The 17,344-nt window shown below is 63.9% G+C and carries 15 protein-coding genes and 1 pseudogene; 5 read left to right on the top strand and 11 right to left on the bottom strand.

Annotated elements, in window-relative coordinates; translation table 11 throughout:
• The first annotated feature begins 8 nt into the window (after positions 1-8).
• The 4 genes from ACWZHB_RS12695 to ACWZHB_RS12680 all read left to right on the top strand — a co-directional run bounded on the left by ACWZHB_RS12695 (position 9) and on the right by ACWZHB_RS12680 (position 5,372).
• Positions 9-1,451 (top strand): aldehyde dehydrogenase family protein, encoded by a 1,443-nt coding sequence (locus tag ACWZHB_RS12695; protein WP_427908134.1) that lies wholly within the window; start codon positions 9-11, stop codon positions 1,449-1,451.
• Positions 1,448-2,608 (top strand): M20 family metallopeptidase, encoded by a 1,161-nt coding sequence (locus ACWZHB_RS12690; protein ID WP_427908133.1) that lies wholly within the window; start codon positions 1,448-1,450, stop codon positions 2,606-2,608. The genes ACWZHB_RS12695 and ACWZHB_RS12690 overlap by 4 nt, the downstream gene beginning before the upstream one ends.
• Positions 2,605-3,501, top strand: a complete 897-nt coding sequence (locus ACWZHB_RS12685) for an alpha/beta fold hydrolase (RefSeq protein WP_427908132.1) — start codon at positions 2,605-2,607, stop codon at positions 3,499-3,501. Before ACWZHB_RS12690 ends, ACWZHB_RS12685 begins: the two co-directional genes overlap by 4 nt.
• A 797-nt stretch (positions 3,502-4,298) precedes the next feature.
• A complete protein-coding gene (locus ACWZHB_RS12680; RefSeq protein WP_427909149.1) occupies positions 4,299-5,372 on the top strand; it encodes a Glu/Leu/Phe/Val dehydrogenase family protein in 1,074 nt (357 codons plus the stop codon).
• 295 nt (positions 5,373-5,667) lie between these two features.
• Here the strand turns inward: ACWZHB_RS12680 and ACWZHB_RS12675 are convergent.
• From ACWZHB_RS12675 to pdhA, 6 genes and pseudogenes are all read right to left on the bottom strand, one after another.
• Positions 5,668-5,885, bottom strand: a pseudogene (locus ACWZHB_RS12675) (S-(hydroxymethyl)mycothiol dehydrogenase); the annotation flags it as partial.
• Between the two features lie 207 nt (positions 5,886-6,092).
• Positions 6,093-7,115, bottom strand: a complete 1,023-nt coding sequence (lipA, locus tag ACWZHB_RS12670) for a lipoyl synthase (RefSeq protein WP_427908131.1) — start codon at positions 7,113-7,115, stop codon at positions 6,093-6,095.
• 261 nt (positions 7,116-7,376) lie between these two features.
• Positions 7,377-8,759 (bottom strand): dihydrolipoyl dehydrogenase, encoded by a 1,383-nt coding sequence (gene lpdA / locus ACWZHB_RS12665; RefSeq protein ID WP_427908130.1) that lies wholly within the window; start codon positions 8,757-8,759, stop codon positions 7,377-7,379.
• Positions 8,760-10,070 (bottom strand): dihydrolipoamide acetyltransferase family protein, encoded by a 1,311-nt coding sequence (locus ACWZHB_RS12660; protein WP_427908129.1) that lies wholly within the window; start codon positions 10,068-10,070, stop codon positions 8,760-8,762. It lies immediately after the preceding gene.
• The gene (locus ACWZHB_RS12655; protein WP_427908128.1) at positions 10,067-11,071 is read right to left on the bottom strand and encodes an alpha-ketoacid dehydrogenase subunit beta; all 1,005 of its coding nucleotides are present in this window, start codon (positions 11,069-11,071) and stop codon (positions 10,067-10,069) included. Before ACWZHB_RS12655 ends, ACWZHB_RS12660 begins: the two co-directional genes overlap by 4 nt.
• Before the next feature lie 4 nt (positions 11,072-11,075).
• Positions 11,076-12,194 (bottom strand): pyruvate dehydrogenase (acetyl-transferring) E1 component subunit alpha, encoded by a 1,119-nt coding sequence (gene pdhA, locus ACWZHB_RS12650; protein ID WP_427909148.1) that lies wholly within the window; start codon positions 12,192-12,194, stop codon positions 11,076-11,078.
• Positions 12,195-12,350: 156 nt separating this feature from the next.
• Between pdhA and ACWZHB_RS12645 the strand changes: the two genes are divergently transcribed.
• Entirely contained in the window at positions 12,351-12,836 is a 486-nt protein-coding gene (locus ACWZHB_RS12645) for an Lrp/AsnC family transcriptional regulator (protein WP_427908127.1), read from the top strand.
• Positions 12,837-13,374: 538 nt separating this feature from the next.
• Here the strand turns inward: ACWZHB_RS12645 and paaE are convergent.
• The 5 genes from paaE to paaA are packed head-to-tail and all read right to left on the bottom strand — an operon-like array spanning position 13,375 to position 17,249.
• Entirely contained in the window at positions 13,375-14,475 is a 1,101-nt protein-coding gene (paaE, locus tag ACWZHB_RS12640) for a 1,2-phenylacetyl-CoA epoxidase subunit PaaE (protein ID WP_427908126.1), read from the bottom strand.
• Between the two features lies 1 nt (position 14,476).
• A complete protein-coding gene (gene paaD / locus ACWZHB_RS12635; protein ID WP_427908125.1) occupies positions 14,477-15,001 on the bottom strand; it encodes a 1,2-phenylacetyl-CoA epoxidase subunit PaaD in 525 nt (174 codons plus the stop codon).
• 2 nt (positions 15,002-15,003) lie between these two features.
• Complete coding sequence (paaC, locus tag ACWZHB_RS12630; protein WP_427908124.1) at positions 15,004-15,921, bottom strand: 1,2-phenylacetyl-CoA epoxidase subunit PaaC; 918 nt, start codon at positions 15,919-15,921, stop codon at positions 15,004-15,006.
• Positions 15,922-15,931: 10 nt separating this feature from the next.
• Positions 15,932-16,300 (bottom strand): 1,2-phenylacetyl-CoA epoxidase subunit PaaB, encoded by a 369-nt coding sequence (paaB, locus tag ACWZHB_RS12625; RefSeq protein WP_427908123.1) that lies wholly within the window; start codon positions 16,298-16,300, stop codon positions 15,932-15,934.
• Between the two features lie 4 nt (positions 16,301-16,304).
• On the bottom strand, positions 16,305-17,249 hold the full coding sequence (gene paaA / locus ACWZHB_RS12620; RefSeq protein WP_427908122.1) for a 1,2-phenylacetyl-CoA epoxidase subunit PaaA: 945 nt from the start codon (positions 17,247-17,249) through the stop codon (positions 16,305-16,307).
• Positions 17,250-17,344 lie beyond the last annotated feature (95 nt).

Genomic DNA, 17,344 nt, shown 5'->3' with positions numbered 1-17,344 from the left:
CAACGAACATGAAAAACCTGCAGCACTACATCGGTGGCCGATGGGTGGAGCCCGCCGACCGGGACATCCTCACCGTGGTCAATCCCGCCACCGAAGAGGGGTTCGCGCGCTTCGGCGCGGCCTCCGCACACGACGTCGGTCAAGCAGTAGCAGCCGCGGTCGAGGCACATCCCCAGTGGGCCGCGCTCTCCGTCGCCGAACGCGTGGACCGTATCGACACTTGGGCCGACGCGATCAACGAAGATGTCGCTGAGCTGGCTGAACTGGAATGCCGTGAGATGGGCAAGCCGGTCGCGGTCGGGCGATCCTTCATCGAAGGATGCGTAGCGGGGCTGAAAGCCGCCGCAGCGCAGGCGCTCGCCTATTCGTTCACCGAGACGGTGATCGGACCGGACCAAGCGCGGACCGACATCGTCAGGCACTCGCTAGGCGCCACCGCGGTGATCACGCCGTGGAACTTCCCTGTCACCATGGTCCTGACCGCGATCGGCCCGCTGCTCGCCGCCGGAAATACCGTGGTAGTCAAGCCTTCCGAGCGCTCTCCCGTCTCGACTGTGCGCCTGGTCGAGCTGGCTGAGGCTGCCGGTATGCCGCCTGGCGTTGTGAACCTTGTGCTGGGTGACGGACGCGCTGGAGCGGCGCTCGCCGGACATCAGGACATTCAGCTCGTGCATTTCACCGGTTCGGTCGCTGCCGGTCGAGGCGTCGGGGCCGCGACTGGCAGCCGTCTGCGCCGATCCGTACTCGAACTTGGCGGCAAGGACCCGGTGGTCATCGATGCCGGCGTGGATCCGGTAGCGACGGCGCGGGCGGTCGCATTCGGCGCCTTCATCAACACCGGCCAGATCTGTACCTCTATGGAACGGATCTACGTCCATGAGCAGATCGCGGACGAGTTCATCGACGCGCTGGTCGCCGAGGCGCAGACCTTCACCCTCGGCGATGGCATGGAGCCTGCCACGGTGCTCGGGCCGCTGGTGGACGAAAGCCAGCGCGATATCGTCCGACGGCACGTCGACGACGCAGTTCACAAGGGTGCCACTATTCGCACCGGGGGACTGGTTCCGCAGCGGTCCGGCTATTTCTACCCGGCCACAGTGCTCACCGACGTCGACGACACCATGCTCGTGATGACCGAAGAGACGTTCGGCCCGATCGCACCCGTTGTCGTCGTGCGCAGCTTCGAAGAAGGACTGGCGCGGGCAGCCGAATCACAGTACGGCCTCGCCGCCACCGTGTACACCGACGACCCTGACCACATCGCGGCAGCCACGCGACTTCCAGCAGGTGTCGTGTGGGTCAACCAATGGCAGGGCGGCGGCCCCGAGCGACTGTACGAGCCCGCAGGCGACAGCGGGATGGGGGCCACCGGTGCACGCGCCGCCTATGATGCCGCTACCCGGCCGTCCGCGGTGCATATTGCCCCTGCCTCCCCGGCTGCGAGTCGATGACCACCATGAAGGACGCCACAGCGCGGCGCGTGCGCGCGGTGGGCAACCAGTTGGTCGACCTTTCACATCGCATCCACGCGCACCCGGAACTTGCCTTCGAGGAACATCGGGCCAGCCGATGGGTCGCGGACGCGCTGAACGACGCAGGGTTCGACGTCCAGCACGGCTGCTACGACCTGCCTACGGCAGTCGATGCGACTATCGGCAGCGGTCCCACGCACATCGCGGTCTGCGCGGAGTACGACGCTCTGCCGGAGATCGGGCATGCCTGCGGCCATAACATCATCGCCGCCGCGGCGGTCGGTGCCGGGATCGGACTCGCGCCACTGGTCGACGAACTCGGGTTGACCGTGCGCGTGCTTGGCACTCCGGCTGAGGAAGGCGGCGGCGGCAAGGTTCTCATGCTCGAAAAGGGCGCTTTCGACGGGCTGCGCGCCGCCATGATGGTTCATCCCGCAGCCGTCGAGATGGCGGCGATGCCCGGTCTGGCCATCACCCAGTTCGACGTGACCTACCGCGGCAAGCCGGCGCACGCCGGCGCCTACCCCGAACTCGGTGTCAATGCAGCCGATGCCATGACCCTCGCTCAGGTCGGCATCGCGTTGCTGCGTCAGCAAACCTCCGCCTCCGACCGCATCCACGGCATCAGCACCGAAGCCGGGATCGCAGCGAACATCATTCCGGATGTCAGCCGCGGCCGGTGGATGGTACGCACGGACACCCTGAACACCCTGAAACCGCTGGCCGACCGCGTGCACCGTTGCTTCGAAGCCGGCGCCCTGGCCACAGGCTGTGAACTGTCCACGACACCAGCAGGCCCCGACTATGCCGACCTGCGTCCCGACCAGGATCTGCTGGCACTGTGGGTGGCCAACGCCAAGGCCCTCGGGCGGTCCTTCCCAGACCTCCCGAGCAGTGTTGTGGGCGCGGCCACCGACATGGGCAACGTTTCGCACGTCGTACCCACCATCCATCCGATGCTCGGCCTCGACTGCGCCCCGGCAGTCAATCATCAGCCCGAGTTCGCGGCCGCTTGTATCACCGCAACGGCCGACCGGGCGGTCCTCGATGGAGCGATCGGGATGGCCTGGACCGCCATCGACATCGCGCTGGCCGCGCTCGACCAGAGCCCTGGAGCAACGGAGAGTGGCAGATGACGGATACGAACAGCAGCCCTGTAACTGGCGAAGAAGGCTGGGCAACACGCCATAACCGCCGTATGCACTGGACGGCCATGGGGAGCGGGGACTACACCATCGTCCTCGAGGCAGGCATCGCGGCCAGCAGCAGCGCCTGGAGTCTCGTTCGGGCGCCCCTTGCCGCCTTCGCCAGAGTCGTCGCCTACGACCGCGTCGGATACGGTACTGGGAACAGGGCCCAGGACACGACCGTCGATGATGCTCTTCTCGACCTGGAAGCCGTACTCGAGCAGTCTGGCGCCAACGGGCCGCTCATCCTCGTCGGCCACAGTTGGGGCGGTGTGCTGATACGCCTGTTTGCTGCGCGTCACCCGGACCGCGTCGCCGCTCTGGTACTGGTCGACGCGACCCACGAAGGCATGAGAATCATGCGCAGCTCCGTCTTTGTCCTGTTGAGCCGGATCGCTGCCACGATGCAGGCGAGGAAGGCTCGCACCGGCGCGCTGCGCAGGTCACTCGAAGCGGGCCGCGGCGAACTCGGTCGTGTGCTCGCCACATTGCCGGCGGTACTGCGTGGCGAACTGCTGGACGAGCTCAGCTCTCCGACCACCTGGCACCAATCCGGGTACGAGCTACGTGGCGTACCTACCGCGCTGCGCTCCATGCCGTCGGCCTCACTCGATGTTCCGGTGATCGCGGTGATCGGCACGCAGGCGGTCGGCGCCGCAGAACGAAAGGCGCGCACCGCGATCCGCACGGCGTACGAGGCCTGGCTGCCCACAGTGCCGAATAGCCGCCTGCTGGAAGCAACACGCAGCGGCCATGCCGTGCCCTTGCAGGATCCTGAACTGCTCGTCGACATCCTTCGCGACTTGGTCGCATCACTGTCGGCGGATGAGAAGAGCGTCTAAGACAGTGGCACCGGCTGCCTCGGTGTCCACCCCGATGGTGCCTAGGTACACGGCCGAACGGGTTGAGCGGTTTTTTTCGCGAAGACCCGGGGTTCGGGTACCGATTCCTCGCCGATGAGGCCGCCGTCGCGGATGGGGCGAAACCGGAGCGGACAGCGTGGCGGATCTGCTCAGCGAATCGCTGGTGGAGCGCATTCGGCGAAACGACGATGCGGGAAAATGACCACGGTCGGTTTACCCGTGTCATGACGACCTGGTCGGTCGCACATTTCAGCGCGCATGCACAGAATTTGTTGTGGTTCAATGATACTGCCGAGAAACGCATTCACTGACGATTTTCCAGACCGACACCCAGAGATCATCGGCAGTCGTCGGACGGGCTGGTGGCCTGAGCGCGACGACAACTGCTCAAGCCCACCTTTCAGCAAGCCAAAGGTGTCATGTCGGTCTTTTGCCATCTGTCCATCACGGTATAGCCGCTGACAAGGCGGTGAGGCATTCGGCTGGAAGGGCAATCGCTAAGGGCCAAACGTCTTCGTATTAATCAAGGTTATTGCAATCAGATCTCTCGCTTGTGACTATTAGCAAACACAATGTATTTGAAGGCAGGCCTGACGCTCGTGGAGTCGTTGGATGCGCCGCACCACCGAATTTTCCTTCCCACTGACCTACGGATACCGCGGGTCAGTACCTGGATGCGACCGGTGGGCGGACGAACAGCGACGCTGCCAGACCACCCGGACCGCTGATGGGCGTGCGTCCCAGGCCGGAGCGAACACCGAACGGAAGTGAACACCATGAACTTTGACGACGCATTGACGTGGGACGGGGAACTTACTGTGACCCGCTACGACCCACAAACCGGAGCGTTTTTCGTCGTCCGCCTGCACTCGACACAGCTCGGACCGGCTGCGGGCGGAACTCGCGCAGTACAGTACGCATCCCTGGCGGACGCAATCGAAGATGCAGGAAACTTGGCAGCAGCGATGACGCTGAAGATGGCCGTAAGCGATCTTCCTATGGGAGGAGGTAAATCCGTGATCGCGCTACCGGCACCCCGGCACGAGATCGACGACACCACATGGGCTCGAATTCTGACCCTGCATGCGGAGAACATCGACAAGCTCGAGGGCAATTATTTCACCGGTCCAGATGTAAATACGAACTCTGCGGACATGGACGCCCTCAACGACGCAACCAGCTTCGTGTTCGGCAGGTCGACTGAGCGCGGAGGCGCTGGATCGAGCGCTCACAACACCGCGCTCGGTGTGTTCGAGTCACTGAAAGCCACCGCCGCGCATCATCAGATGGGCAACCTCTACGGACTCACGATTCTTGTCCAGGGACTCGGGGCCGTAGGCGGCGTCGTTGCAGATCTCGCCTCGAAGGCAGGAGCTCGCCTTATCGTCTGCGACACCGATGCCCAGCGCCTGGCGTGGGCAGAAGAACTCGGACACACCGTTATCGGAGTCGACCAGGCCCTGTGCACGCCTTGCGACATCTTCGCCCCCTGCGCGATGGGTTCGGTCATCGACCGTCGTGTCGCAGCCGAACTACCCACTCGTGCTGTCGTCGGAGCCGCAAATAACATCCTCTCAGACGGGCACGCCAGCACGATTCTCCGCGAGCGTGGAATTCTCTATGCCCCTGACTTCGTCACCAACGCTGGCGGGGCACTACATCTGGTGGGTCGCGAGGTTCTCGGCTGGGACAAGGACACCGTCGAACAGCGCACTCGCGGTATCGGCGACACACTGGCGGAGGTGTACGCAATCGCTCAGACGAATGCCACTACCACGGACCAAGCCGCACTGACGCTCGCGAACCGGCGCCTCGGTGACGCACGCAGCAACCGCAGCACCGACCGGTAGCGCTGCCGACTATCAGCTGTCCACCCGGCTACGACCGCGGCGTACCGGGTCCAAACTGGCGCGTCATTCGTGGTGTTGCCGGTGTAGACGCGCGTGCGCTGGGAGCCGTGAGCAGGCGTCTGCGGATGGACCCGGTGCGTCGTGAGCGACCAGTACTCCTGGCCTGAATGTGTCTGCTGCCAGAGCGGGTGGTTGTCGGGGTGCACCAACACGGGCGCGCAGGTGGCTTCGCCCAGATACGGGGCATTTTGGAGGGATCCAGAGGTCACCACCTTATCGATACGAAGCCGCCCGCCTACGGTAGGATCGTCGACCCCAGCACGTTGCCTTCGTGCATGGCGGGGAAGGCCTGCTCCACCTTGTCGAGGGTGATGTGCTTGGTGACGAACGCGTCCAGCGGCAGTCGTCTCTGCAGGTACAGGTTGATCAGCATCGGGAAGTCGCGATCCGGCAGACAGTCGCCGTACCAGGAGGATTGAGCGACCCGCCCCGGGAGAAGAAGTCGATCAAGGGCCGGCATCGATGTCGACATCGGCGAGTCCGCCGGTGAGTTCCGGACAGCGGACTGTGTCGGCCGCTTCGTAGCCGAGCAGGAACGGGAACTTATCGTTGATGCCAGCTCGCGATAGGTGAGGTCGGTGTGTCATGCGTCGGACGCGGCCACGGACAGCCGCGGGCAGCGAGACCGCGATTCCACGTAGGCCGGTGCCCGGCATTCGATCAGCGCTTCTGGGCGATCGCCGACGTTGCATCTTGCCGTATGGCGCTTTGCTCGGCGAGGTGGGCCTGGTTCGCAGGAAGAGCCCGACCGTGGTGCGCCGACGCCTGCGCGTAGAGGCGGCCGGCGCGGTACGACGAGCGGACCAGCGGCCCGGACAGGACACCGGCGAAACCGATCTCGTCGGCGGCCTCGGCGTGCTCGACGAACTCCTCCGGCTTGACCCAACGCTCGACCGGATGGTGCCGAGGCGACGGGCGCAGGTATTGGGTGATCGTGATGATGTCGCAGCCGGCCTCGTGTAGATCCACCATCGCGTGGTGGACCTCCTCCGGCGTCTCGCCCATGCCGAGAATGAGGTTCGACTTGGTGACCAGACCGGCGTCGCGAGCCGCGGTAATGACGCCCAGGGACCGCTCGTAGCGGAAGGCCGGGCGGACCCGCTTGAAGATGCGGGGGACAGTCTCCAGATTGTGGGCTAGGACCTCCGGTCGAGACTCGAACACCTCGGCGAGCAGGTCAGGTTTTCCGTTGAAGTCTGGGATCAGGTTCTCGACACCCGTGCCGGGGTTCAGCGCGTGGATCTGTCGGACCGTCTCGGCATACAGCCACGCTCCACCGTCGGGCAGATCATCGCGGGCGACACCGGTGATCGTCGAGTAGCGCAGGCCCATGGCCTTGACGCTTTCGGCCACGCGGCGCGGCTCCTCGCGGTCGAGAGCCGCGGGCTTGCCGGTGCCGATCTGGCAGAAGTCGCAACGGCGGGTGCACTGTTCACCGCCGATCAGGAACGTGGCCTCGCGATCCTCCCAGCATTCGTAGATGTTAGGGCACCCGGCTTCCTCACAGACCGTGTGCAGTTCCGCTTTTTTGACCAGCCCCTTGAGCTCGGTGTACGCCGGGCCCATTTTCGCGCGGGTGCGGATCCAATCGGGTTTGTGTTCGATCGGAGTTTCCGCGTTTCGGATCTCGAGCCGGAGCAGCTTTCGTCCCGCTGTTGGAGGTTTCCCGATCTGTTCATCCATTTGTGTGTCTTCTTCCGGATCGCGATACCCAATTGGTTCCGATAGAGCTCACTGTTCATCGGAGACGATTTCGTCCACCACCGAATCATTCGAGACGGCCGTGAAATGCGCTCTACCGGGCATTCAGCGACGAGTTCGAGATCGGGTTCGGTTGATTTTGTAGATCGTTTCGGTACCAACCGTGTGAGGGTGGCTCTGTGGAGGCTCGTCGAACGGGGTGGAGGTTTCGATTGGCGGGGCCGGACCTCCACCCCCGGACGATCAGCTGTGTGAGTGCAGCGGAGTTCCCGCGAGCGCGAGCATCGCCTCTCCGAACGATTCGTTCTGCGTAGGGTGTGCGTGCACGAATCGCGCGATATCTGTGGGTAGCGCCTCCCACGCCACCGCGAGCTGCGCTTCACCGATCAGTTCGCTGACGCGATCACCGACCATATGTACACCCACTACGGGCCCGGGGCTGTCGCGATCTCCGGCCCGGACGACCTTGATGGCTCCAGCCGTTCTCAGGATCTGGCTTTTGCCGTTACCCCCGAGATCGTAGACAACGGATGTGACCTCACCGTGTTGCTCGCGGGCGGTTTCTTCCGTCAGACCGACAGAGGAAACCTCAGGATGCGAGTACGTCACCCTGGGAATCAGGTGCTCGTCGACGTGGACGGGGTCGAGTCCGGCGATCTGCTCTGCCACGAAGATTCCGTGCTGAAAGCCGCGGTGCGCGAGCTGAAGCCCAGCGACGATGTCTCCGACCGCGTAGACACCGTCGGCACTGGTGCGGAGGCGCTCATCGGTAACGACGAAGCCGCGTTCGAGAGTGATCCCTTGCTCGGCAAAGCCGCTGTCGGCGGTGCGTGGTCCACGCCCGACTGCCATCAGCAGTACCTCTGCCTCGAGTAGCTGACCGCCGTCGAGTTCGACAACGACCCCGTTGGCGGACTCCTTCGCGGCCGCGACTTTGGTCGCCGTCAGGCTCGAAATTCCGTGCTTGCGCAGGGCCCGTTCGAGCAGCTTCGAACACCATGGGTCTTCAGCGGGGACAAGGCGGGGGAGCGCTTCGATGATTGTGACATCTGCGCCGAATGATGCCCAGACACTGGCAAATTCGACCCCGATGACGCCTCCGCCGAGCACGATCGCGGACTTCGGTGCGTAATCGAGCTCCAGTGCGCGATCGCTTGTGACGATGCGGTCGCCGAGCTCGATGCCCGGAATAGTGCGTGCGTGCGAGCCGGTAGCCAAGACGACAGAGGATCCTGTGTACCGGGTTCCCTCGACGTCGACAGTCCGGTCGCCAACAAGGGTCCCGTGTCCGTTGACCACGCTGATCTTGTGATGTGCAACTAGTCCGCTCAGGCCCTTGTGCAGGCGGTCGACGGTGTTGTCCTTGTACTTGTGGACAGCGGCGATATCGATGCCCTCGAAGGCTGCCCGAACCCCGAATTCCGCACTATCCCGTACGGTGTCGGCGACCTCGGCGGCGTGGAGCAGGGCTTTGGTGGGAATGCAACCCCGGTGCAGGCAGGTGCCGCCGACCTTGTCGGCTTCGATCAGTGTCACCGATAGGCCCAGCTGAGCGGCACGAATTGCGCATGCGTAGCCACCGGATCCGCCCCCCAGAATGAGGACATCGCTCTGTGTCACAGTCATTCAGAGCCTCCCCAGCACAGCGATCGGATTCTCGATGTAGTCGCCGAACAATCGCAGGAATCCGCCGGCAACCCCACCGTCACAGACGCGGTGGTCGAAGCTGAGAGAGATCTGGGTGATCTTGCGAACGGTCAGCTCGCCGTCGACTACCCAGGGTTTATCGATGATGCGGCCGATGCCGAGAATGGCCGCCTCAGGATAGTTGATGATGGGCGTCGAACCGTCTACTCCGAACACTCCGTAGTTATTGAGGGTGAAAGTGCCCCCAGTCAGGCGGTTTGGGGGAAGCTTGCCGTCACGGGCGAGCACCGTGGTTGCCCGTAACTGCTGTGCGAGCTCGACCGTGGTGAGGCTGTCGGCGCTTTCGACCACAGGGACGACCAGACCACGTGGTGTTTGCGCCGCGATTCCGAGATGCACGCTGCCGAACTGGATGATCTCTGCACGAGCGGTGTCGACGGTGGCGTTGAGCTCCGGGAACTGCTGCAACGCTGCGATGGTCAGCCGTGCGAGCAATGCCAGCAGGCTGATTTGCTCGTTCTCCGCGAGACTGGCATTGATCGAGCGGCGGGCCTGGATGAGGTTGGTGGCGTCCACGTCTACCCACGTCGTCGCATCGGGGATTTCCCGACGACTGGTGGAAAGTTTGTCCGCGACGGCCTTACGCAGCCCCTTCAGCGGGACCCGCTGATCGGAGTTGGTCATGCGGATCGCCGCAGTGAGTGGCCCAGGCGCTCCTGCTATCGCCTGCTCGACGTCAGCGCGGCGGATCACGCCGCCGAACCCTGTGGGGATCACGGTTGAAAGGTCGATCGCGTTCTCGGCGGCGAGGCTTCGCACGATCGGCGAGATCACGCGGCTGGAATCGGTGGTGGCCGCACTGTGCAGCGGAGCTGGGATAGTAGGACGGGTCGTACTTGCCGGTGGGGTTGTCGTGGAGCGAGAACCGACGCGCCTTCGGCGTTTGCGGGTGTCGTCGCTGGTCCCGTAGCCGATCAGCACATTGCCCGATCCTGCGCGCTCCTCCTCTCGGTACTGTTCGTGCGCCGAGGGGGTAGTCGGTGAGGTTCCGGTTCTGGTGACTGTGATCAAGGGGGTATCAACTTGCAGTGTGGCACCTTCGTCTCCGTGCAGGGCCACGACCGTCCCGTCGAACGGAATAGGCACCTCGACAGAAGCTTTGGCGGTTTCGACCTCGACTACTACCTGATCGATGACGACGGTGTCGCCGACCTTCACTTTCCATTCCAAGATCTCGGCCTCGGTCAGTCCTTCACCGAGATCAGGGAGCAGGAATACCTGGTCACTCATGCGGTCACCGCCCAACGGGTGTCGGCGATGTCATTCCACTGCAGTCTGTCGACGGCGTCGAGCACTCGGTCGACACCGGGCAGATGCAGGCGTTCGAGCTTCGGGGCAGGGTAAGGGATGTCGAATCCACTGACCCGCAATACCGGTGCATGCAAGTGATGGAAGCATCGCTCCTGAACACGAGCAGCGATCTCTGCGCTCACGCCGGCGAAACCCTGCGCCTCCTGGATCACGATGCACCGTCCGGTCTTGCGCACCGATGTCATCACAGTCGTATCGTCGAACGGGACAATCGAACGCAAGTCGATCACTTCGAGGTCGTGACCCTCGGCCGCAGCAGCCTCAGCCGTCTCGAGTGCAACCGCGACCGACGGACCGTACGCGATCAGGGTGGCGTCTCTACCCGCACGCCGCACCGTAGCCGTCCCGAACGGTGCGCCCTGGACAAGCTTTACGTCGGCTCGGGAGAAGTACAGTCGTTTGGGCTCGAGGAAGATCACGGGGTCGGGGTCGTCGATCGCGTGCCGCAGCAAGGTGTAGGCGTCCTCGACGGTCGCTGGAGCAACCACCTTCAGACCTGGGGTGTGTGCGTAGTAGCCTTCGCTGGAATCGCAATGGTGCTCGACGCCGCCGATCCCGCCGGCGAACGGTATGCGAATGACCATCGGAACCGACAGCGCACCCTTGGTGCGGTTACGAATTTTGGCGACGTGGGAGACGATTTGCTCGAATGCGGGGTAGGCGAATGCGTCGAACTGCATCTCGACGACCGGCTTGAATCCAGCCATGGCCATACCGATCGCGAATCCGATGATGCCGGATTCGGCCAGCGGTGTATCGAAGCAGCGGTCTTCACCGAAGTCACGGGTCAGCCCATCGGTAACTCGGAACACGCCGCCGAGGGTGCCGACGTCTTCGCCGAAGACGACAACGTTCTCGTCCGCGGTGAGGGCATCCCGCAATGCTGTATTGAGCGCCTGTGCCATGGTGAGTGTGGGCACGATGTCAGTTCTCCTCGATCTCGGCTGCGAGTTCTGCTTGTACCTGGGCCTGCTGTTCACGCAACTGCGGAGTGGGCTCGGCGAAGACATGGCGGAACAGATCGAGCGGGTCAGTTGGGCGATCGGCGTTCATGCCGTCCCGGAGCGCTGCAGCTTGAGCCTCTGCTTCGGCGGTGAGGTCGGCAACATAGCCATCGTCGATCATGCCCTTACCTCGCAGATATGCCTCCAGGCGTAGAAGTGGGTCACGCTGCAGCCACTGCTCGACTTCGGCGGCGTCGCGATACCGGGTCGCGTCGTCCGCGTTGGTGTGGGCGTCGATGCGGTAAGTGTGTGCCTCGACGATCACAGGTCCATTGCCTGCCCGGACGAACCGCGCGGCCTCATCCATCACCGCGAGCATCGCGACAGGGTCGTTCCCGTCCACCTGTTCGGAACCGATCCCGTAGCCGATTCCTTTGTGCGCCAGGCTCGGTGCAACGGTTTGCCGGGCGAGTGGCACGCTGATCGCGAATCCATTGTTCTGAACCAGGAATACCACCGGCGCCTTGAACACGGCCGCAAAGTTCAACGCCTCATGGAAATCACCCTCACTGGTCGCACCATCGCCGCAGAACGCGACCGCGATCGTGGGGTTGCCCTTCCGGCTCTCGCCATACGCCAGGCCGGCCGCGTGCAACAGTTGAGTGGCCAGGGGAGTGCACTGCGGGGCACTGCGGTGGGCAGCCGGATCATACCCACAGTGCCAATCGCCGGCGAGCATGCTCAAGATCTGCACTGGCTTTACACCGCGGGTCGCAAGTGCCACCGAGTCTCGGTAGGTGGGGAACATCCAGTCCGACGGCTGCATGCTCATCGCAGCCGCGACTTGGCACGCTTCCTGACCACGCGAAGACGGATAGACGGCGAGGCGTCCCTGCTTTGTCAGTGCTGTCGCCTGCTGGTCGAATCGTCTGCCCAGCACCATGTTTCGGTACATATCGACGAGGCGAGCATCGTCGGGGCGTGGGTACCGAGCTTCGCTCGACATAGATTCACCCGCTGGACTCAGGTACTGAACCACGGTGTCCGCGGGCAAGTACTGCCTGTACTCCTGCGTAGGCGCACGTTCCACGAGCGTCACATCAACCTCCAAGAATGCATTGTGTCGACCAATGCTCGCAATGTGATGTCACTACCACAACCAGCAATCGAATTTCGACGACATATTGTCTAAGATGGGAGGAACCGATAGCACAATGTCCACTCGCTATGCGATGGCCGCACTCAGGATGGACGAATGGCAGTGAACACCGATGACAACCACGAACTGGACAGGGTCGATCGGCGAATCATCCAGCTCCTGGTGGAAGACGGCAGGATCTCGATGCGATCGCTCGCGGAGAAGGCGCATATTTCTCGGGCCCATGCCTACGTGCGGATCGAGCGACTACAAGGGGCGGGGATCATCGATGGGTTCACCACCCGCATCGCTCACGGGCGGGCGGGCTTCGGTGCGTCCGCGTTCATTGCACTATCGATACGTCAGGACTCGTGGAAAGGTGTTGCCACGCGTCTTCGAACGCTGCCGTTTGTCGAGCATTTCTCCCTACTGGGAGGCGAGTTCGACGTGCTGGTGCTGGTCCGCGCACCAGACAATTCCAGCCTGCGCACCCTCGTACTGGATCGGTTGCAGAGTTTGGACGGCGTGCAGTCCACTCGGACGTGGCTCATCTTCGATGAGGACAACGGACCAGGACCGACATGGCTCAGCGAGGGAGAATGACGAGCGCAGCCGCAACGGGCATAGCGCTGATCTGGCCGATTGCTGTTCGACGCCCGGCGAATGTGAAGTCATCATGACCCCACCGGCCTGTTAGGACTGCACCGGCGCTCAGCTGGACAGGGTTCTCGTCGCCTGTAGCGGGACAGCCGCGCTTGGTGTTGCCAGGTCGACCAGGCGGATGTGATTGCGAGGTGGCCCCGATAGTCGGGAGAGCTGATTTTTTTGATTCCGTTGGATGGGGCAATGCGAGCTCGAACGAGTGCTGCGGGTGGTCGGTGACGAACCGCACGATCACCTCCGGATCAGGTTGAGCTCCGAGGCGAAATATGCACTCGCTGAACGCAATACCACGTAGACCCGTTCGAGCTCGGCGACGTTCTCACGCAAACCCGTCCGGGTGCCCCTCGGTGCTGCCACGATGGCTCCGTCCGGGTCCTATCGGACCACATTCGGAGTCCTCCGAGAAGGCGAGGAAACCTCGAGGCGAGACAGCTTCCGGCATCTGGTATTTCGCTGCGCGGGTACAGGCCGAGCGGTTTCAGGCGTCGAAGTCGATGGTGACGGCATCACTGCAGGGCAGGGTTTGGCAGGTGAGTACGAATCCAGCGCCGACTTCATCGTCGTCGAGTGCATAGTTGCGGATCATCTGCGCATCGCCAGTGGTGACCTTGGCGCGGCAGGTGCCGCAGACGCCGCCCTTGCAAGCGAAGGGGAGATCGGAGCGGATGGCCTCGGCGGCGTCGAGGATGTTCTGGTCGCGCGGCAGGGTGCCGGTGGTGCTGCGGCCATCAAGGACGATGGTGACCTCGCTGGAGGGGCCCTCGACCCCCGGCTCGCGGTGGATCTGTTGCGGGGGCGGCACGTCGTCGACGAAGAACAGTTCGTGGTGGATGCGTGCGCTGTCGATGCCGAACTCGCCGAGGACGGTCTGGGCGTCGGTGACCATGCCATAGGGGCCGCACAGCCAGACGTCGTCGATATCTGCCACGGGTACGACCGCTGACACGATGTTGCGGAGGCGATCCGCATCGAGGCGGCCGGTGAACAGTTCGACATCGCGGGGTTCGCGGGAGAGTACGTGGACGACTTCGAGTCGGGTGCCGTAGCGATCCTTGAGGTCGGCGATCTCCTCCGCGAACATCACCGAGCGAGTGCGCCGGTTGCCGTAGAGCAGCACTGCCGACGAGTGGGGGTTCGCGAGGACCGATGCCGCGATGGAGAGCATCGGCGTGATGCCCGAGCCCGCGGCGATCAGCAGGTGCCTGCCAGCGACGGCAGGGTCGACGACGAAGTTGCCGGCCGGTGTCTGAACCTCGACGACGTCACCGGCGCGGACGTCACGGACGAGCCAGGTGGAGAACAGCCCGCCCGGCACCTCCCGCACGCCGACGCGGGGCGAACCGCCGACGGGTGCACAGATGGAGTACGACCGGCGATGCTCGACGCCGTCGATGGTGCGGCGCAGAGTCAGGGACTGTCCAGCCTGGAAATCGAACTCCGCAGCCAGGCTGTCCGGGACTTCGAAAGTAACGGCGACTGCGTCGTCACAGAGACTCTCGACGTCGGCAACCTGTAGATGGTGGAAGTCGCGATTGCGTGGAGCGCGGCGGATATCGGGTGACTCAGCGGTGGTGGTCATGTCAGATTTCTTTCACATGGTCGAACGGTTCGAGGCAGGCCAGGCATCGGTAGTGCGCCTTGCACAAGGTGGCTCCGAACTCCGAGACCAGTTCGGTATGGGGGGAATCGCACTGGGGACAGGCGACGGCGCGGCGCCGATTGGTCAGGGTGAGCGGCACCGGGCCCCGCGCCGTGGGCGCGGTGCCCGGTGTGGAGTATCCGGCTTCGCGCAGCTTGCGCACCCCCGATTCGGTGATCCAGTCGCTGCTCCACGCCGGGGTGAGGCTGGTGTCGACCCGAACCCGGCGGTAATCGTGCTGGTACAGAAGATGTTCGATGTCGGCGCGCATGGTTGCCAGTGCGGGGCATCCGGAGTACGTGGGCGTGATGGTGACCACCACAGCACCGTCCGGGTCGACCGCGACGTCGCGGACGACACCGAGATCTGCCAGGGTCAGCATCGGCATCTCGGGGTCGAGGACCGACTCGACGAGTGCCCGCGCGTTCTCGATGCCTTGGGTATTGGTTCGGGCCGCGGTGGTCATAGTCACCACGACCCGTCGGGATGCGCGCGTGCGACGGACTGCATCTCGGCCAGCAACACGCTCAGGGCCCCGGTGTGCAGACCGAGTCGGCCGGCCCGTCCGCCGACCGTGCCGACCGTCGGACCGCCGGGCGTCTCGAGTTCCGCTGCGTGCAATACGTGGCTTGTCACCGCGTCGAACTCTTCGCGCACCGTCCGGGGGTCGATTCCGACGCCGCTGGCAGCGAGCGCCAGTTCGTCCTCGGTGGGAACGAAAAGCTCTGCGGTGTAGGGCCAGACGAACTCGAGCGCCGTGCGGATCCGGCGACGGGATTCGTCGGTGCCGCAGCCGAGAACGACGGTCCAACGAGCAGCGTAGTCGCGGTGGTAGGTCAGTTCCTTGACACCCTTGGCGGCCACCGCGCTCAGGACCGGGTCACGACTGTCGCGTAGCTTGGCGAATATAGCGAGCCGCCAGGTCGACAGGACCAGGGTGCGCACGATGGTTTCAGCAAAGTCAGCGTTGTCGAGCTCGCACAGACGGACACAGCGGAACTGGGCATCTGTGCGGAAGAACGCCAAGGCGTCCTCAGCGGGCACGGGTGACGAGTCGGAGATGAACGGAACGACGCTGGAGTCGGCGGCGGCCGCGCGGGCGAGCAACAGTCGCGCCTGGCCGAGCAGGTCCAGGCCGATATTGGCCAGGGCCATCTCTTCTTCGAGCTCGGGGGCTCGGGCGCACCATTCGGACAGTCGGTGCGAAGAGATCAGAGCGTCGTCGCCGAGTGACAAGCAGTATCTGGCCAGGGCGCCGAGGTCGACGTCGTCCGGGACGGTGGTGTCCACGCCGGCGAGTGGGTCGTCGAAGCTGGTGCCGAAGGCCCACTGCCCGTGGTTGTCTTCGTCGACGAGGCCCCCGTAGGCGTTGTCGTGATCGATCATGGTGTGCGCCTCACATGTGGGGGACGTTGTCGGGAATGTCGTAGAACGTCGGATGCCGGTAGACCTTGTCCCCGCTAGGAGCGAAGAACGGGTCCTTCTCTGACGGGCTGGAAGCGACGATCGCGACCGACGGGACGACCCAGATACTCACACCTTCGTTGCGGCGGGTGTAGACGTCGCGAGCATGGTGCAGTGCCATCGCATCATCCGGCGCGTGCAAGGAACCGACATGAACGTGGTTCAGGCCGCGCTTGCCGCGGACGAACACCTCGTACAGGGGCCAGTCCGCCTTGACCGGGGCCGGGGCGAGCCGGTTCGGCACGTCGGTGGTGGGAACGGCTCCATGGCCGTCTTCAGCAGTGAACTCCGTGTCGGTCATGGTCCTACGAGCCCTCTCGTTCACGGGCGGCGAAGACCGTTGCTGCTTCGCGGACCCAAGCGCCGCCCTCGTGCGCGGCGCGACGGTTGGTGATGCGTTCGACATTGCAGGCACCGTTGCCCTTGATGACGTCCATGAACTCGCTCCAGTCGGGTTCGCCGAAGTCGTGGTGGCCGCGTTCGGCGTTCCACACGAGGTCCGGGTCGGGGAAGGTCACCCCGAGCGCCTCGGCCTGGGGGATGCTCATGTCGACGAAGCGCTGCCGCAGTTCGTCGTTGGTGTGCCGCTTGATCTTCCACGTCATGGATTGCTCGGTGTTGGGGGACTGATCATCGGGCGGACCGAACATCATCAGTGCCGGCCACCACCAGCGGTCGACCGCTTCCTGAACCATGGCGCGCTGGGCGTCGGTGCCGCGCATCATCGTCATGAGCAGCTCGAAGCCCTGCCGCTGGTGGAACGACTCCTCCTTGCACACCCGGATCATCGCCCGCCCGTACGGTCCGAAACTGGTGCGGCACAAGGGGACCTGGTTGCAAATGGCTGCTCCGTCGACGAGCCACCCGATGACACCGACATCAGCAAAGGTCAGCGTCGGGTAGTTGAAGATCGACGAGTACTTCTGCTTCCCGGTGATCAGCTTCTCGGTCAGGTCCGTACGGTTGGCGCCGAGGGTCTCGGCTGCGGAGTACAGGTACAACCCGTGCCCGGCCTCGTCCTGCACCTTCGCGAGCAATATCGACTTGCGGCGCAGCGACGGCGCGCGGGTGATCCAGTTCCCCTCGGGCTGCATACCGATGATCTCCGAGTGCGCGTGCTGCGCGATCTGCCGGATCAGCGTGTTGCGGTAGTCGTCCGGCATCCAGTCGCGAGGCTCGATCCGCTGATCGTGCGCGATGGTGTCGTCGAACAGGTCCCGCAGGTCGTCCGTAGTTGCCGACGATGTCATGTGGCCCTCATTTCAATACCGAATATTCGGTCAGTAATAGTATCCGTGACCGTCTGTCCGCACGCAAGGTTCGGGGCGGACATTGCCGGTCGAGT

The sequence above is a fragment of the Nocardia sp. FBN12 genome, assembly GCF_054031145.1.
The sequence above is the reverse complement of the archived record's forward strand: the minus strand, read 5'-3'. Positions and strand labels throughout refer to the sequence as shown.

Coding starts and splice junctions, on each gene's coding strand:
- paaD (WP_427908125.1), bottom strand. CDS start 15,001: ATGACCACCGCGGCCCGAACCAATACCCAAGGCATCGAGAACGCGCGG.
- paaA (WP_427908122.1), bottom strand. CDS start 17,249: ATGACATCGTCGGCAACTACGGACGACCTGCGGGACCTGTTCGACGAC.
- ACWZHB_RS12695 (WP_427908134.1), top strand. CDS start 9: ATGAAAAACCTGCAGCACTACATCGGTGGCCGATGGGTGGAGCCCGCC.
- ACWZHB_RS12645 (WP_427908127.1), top strand. CDS start 12,351: ATGGCAGTGAACACCGATGACAACCACGAACTGGACAGGGTCGATCGG.
- ACWZHB_RS12680 (WP_427909149.1), top strand. CDS start 4,299: ATGAACTTTGACGACGCATTGACGTGGGACGGGGAACTTACTGTGACC.
- ACWZHB_RS12660 (WP_427908129.1), bottom strand. CDS start 10,070: ATGAGTGACCAGGTATTCCTGCTCCCTGATCTCGGTGAAGGACTGACC.
- paaB (WP_427908123.1), bottom strand. CDS start 16,300: ATGACCGACACGGAGTTCACTGCTGAAGACGGCCATGGAGCCGTTCCC.
- ACWZHB_RS12690 (WP_427908133.1), top strand. CDS start 1,448: ATGACCACCATGAAGGACGCCACAGCGCGGCGCGTGCGCGCGGTGGGC.
- paaE (WP_427908126.1), bottom strand. CDS start 14,475: ATGACCACCACCGCTGAGTCACCCGATATCCGCCGCGCTCCACGCAAT.
- paaC (WP_427908124.1), bottom strand. CDS start 15,921: ATGATCGATCACGACAACGCCTACGGGGGCCTCGTCGACGAAGACAAC.
- lpdA (WP_427908130.1), bottom strand. CDS start 8,759: ATGACTGTGACACAGAGCGATGTCCTCATTCTGGGGGGCGGATCCGGT.
- lipA (WP_427908131.1), bottom strand. CDS start 7,115: ATGGATGAACAGATCGGGAAACCTCCAACAGCGGGACGAAAGCTGCTC.
- ACWZHB_RS12685 (WP_427908132.1), top strand. CDS start 2,605: ATGACGGATACGAACAGCAGCCCTGTAACTGGCGAAGAAGGCTGGGCA.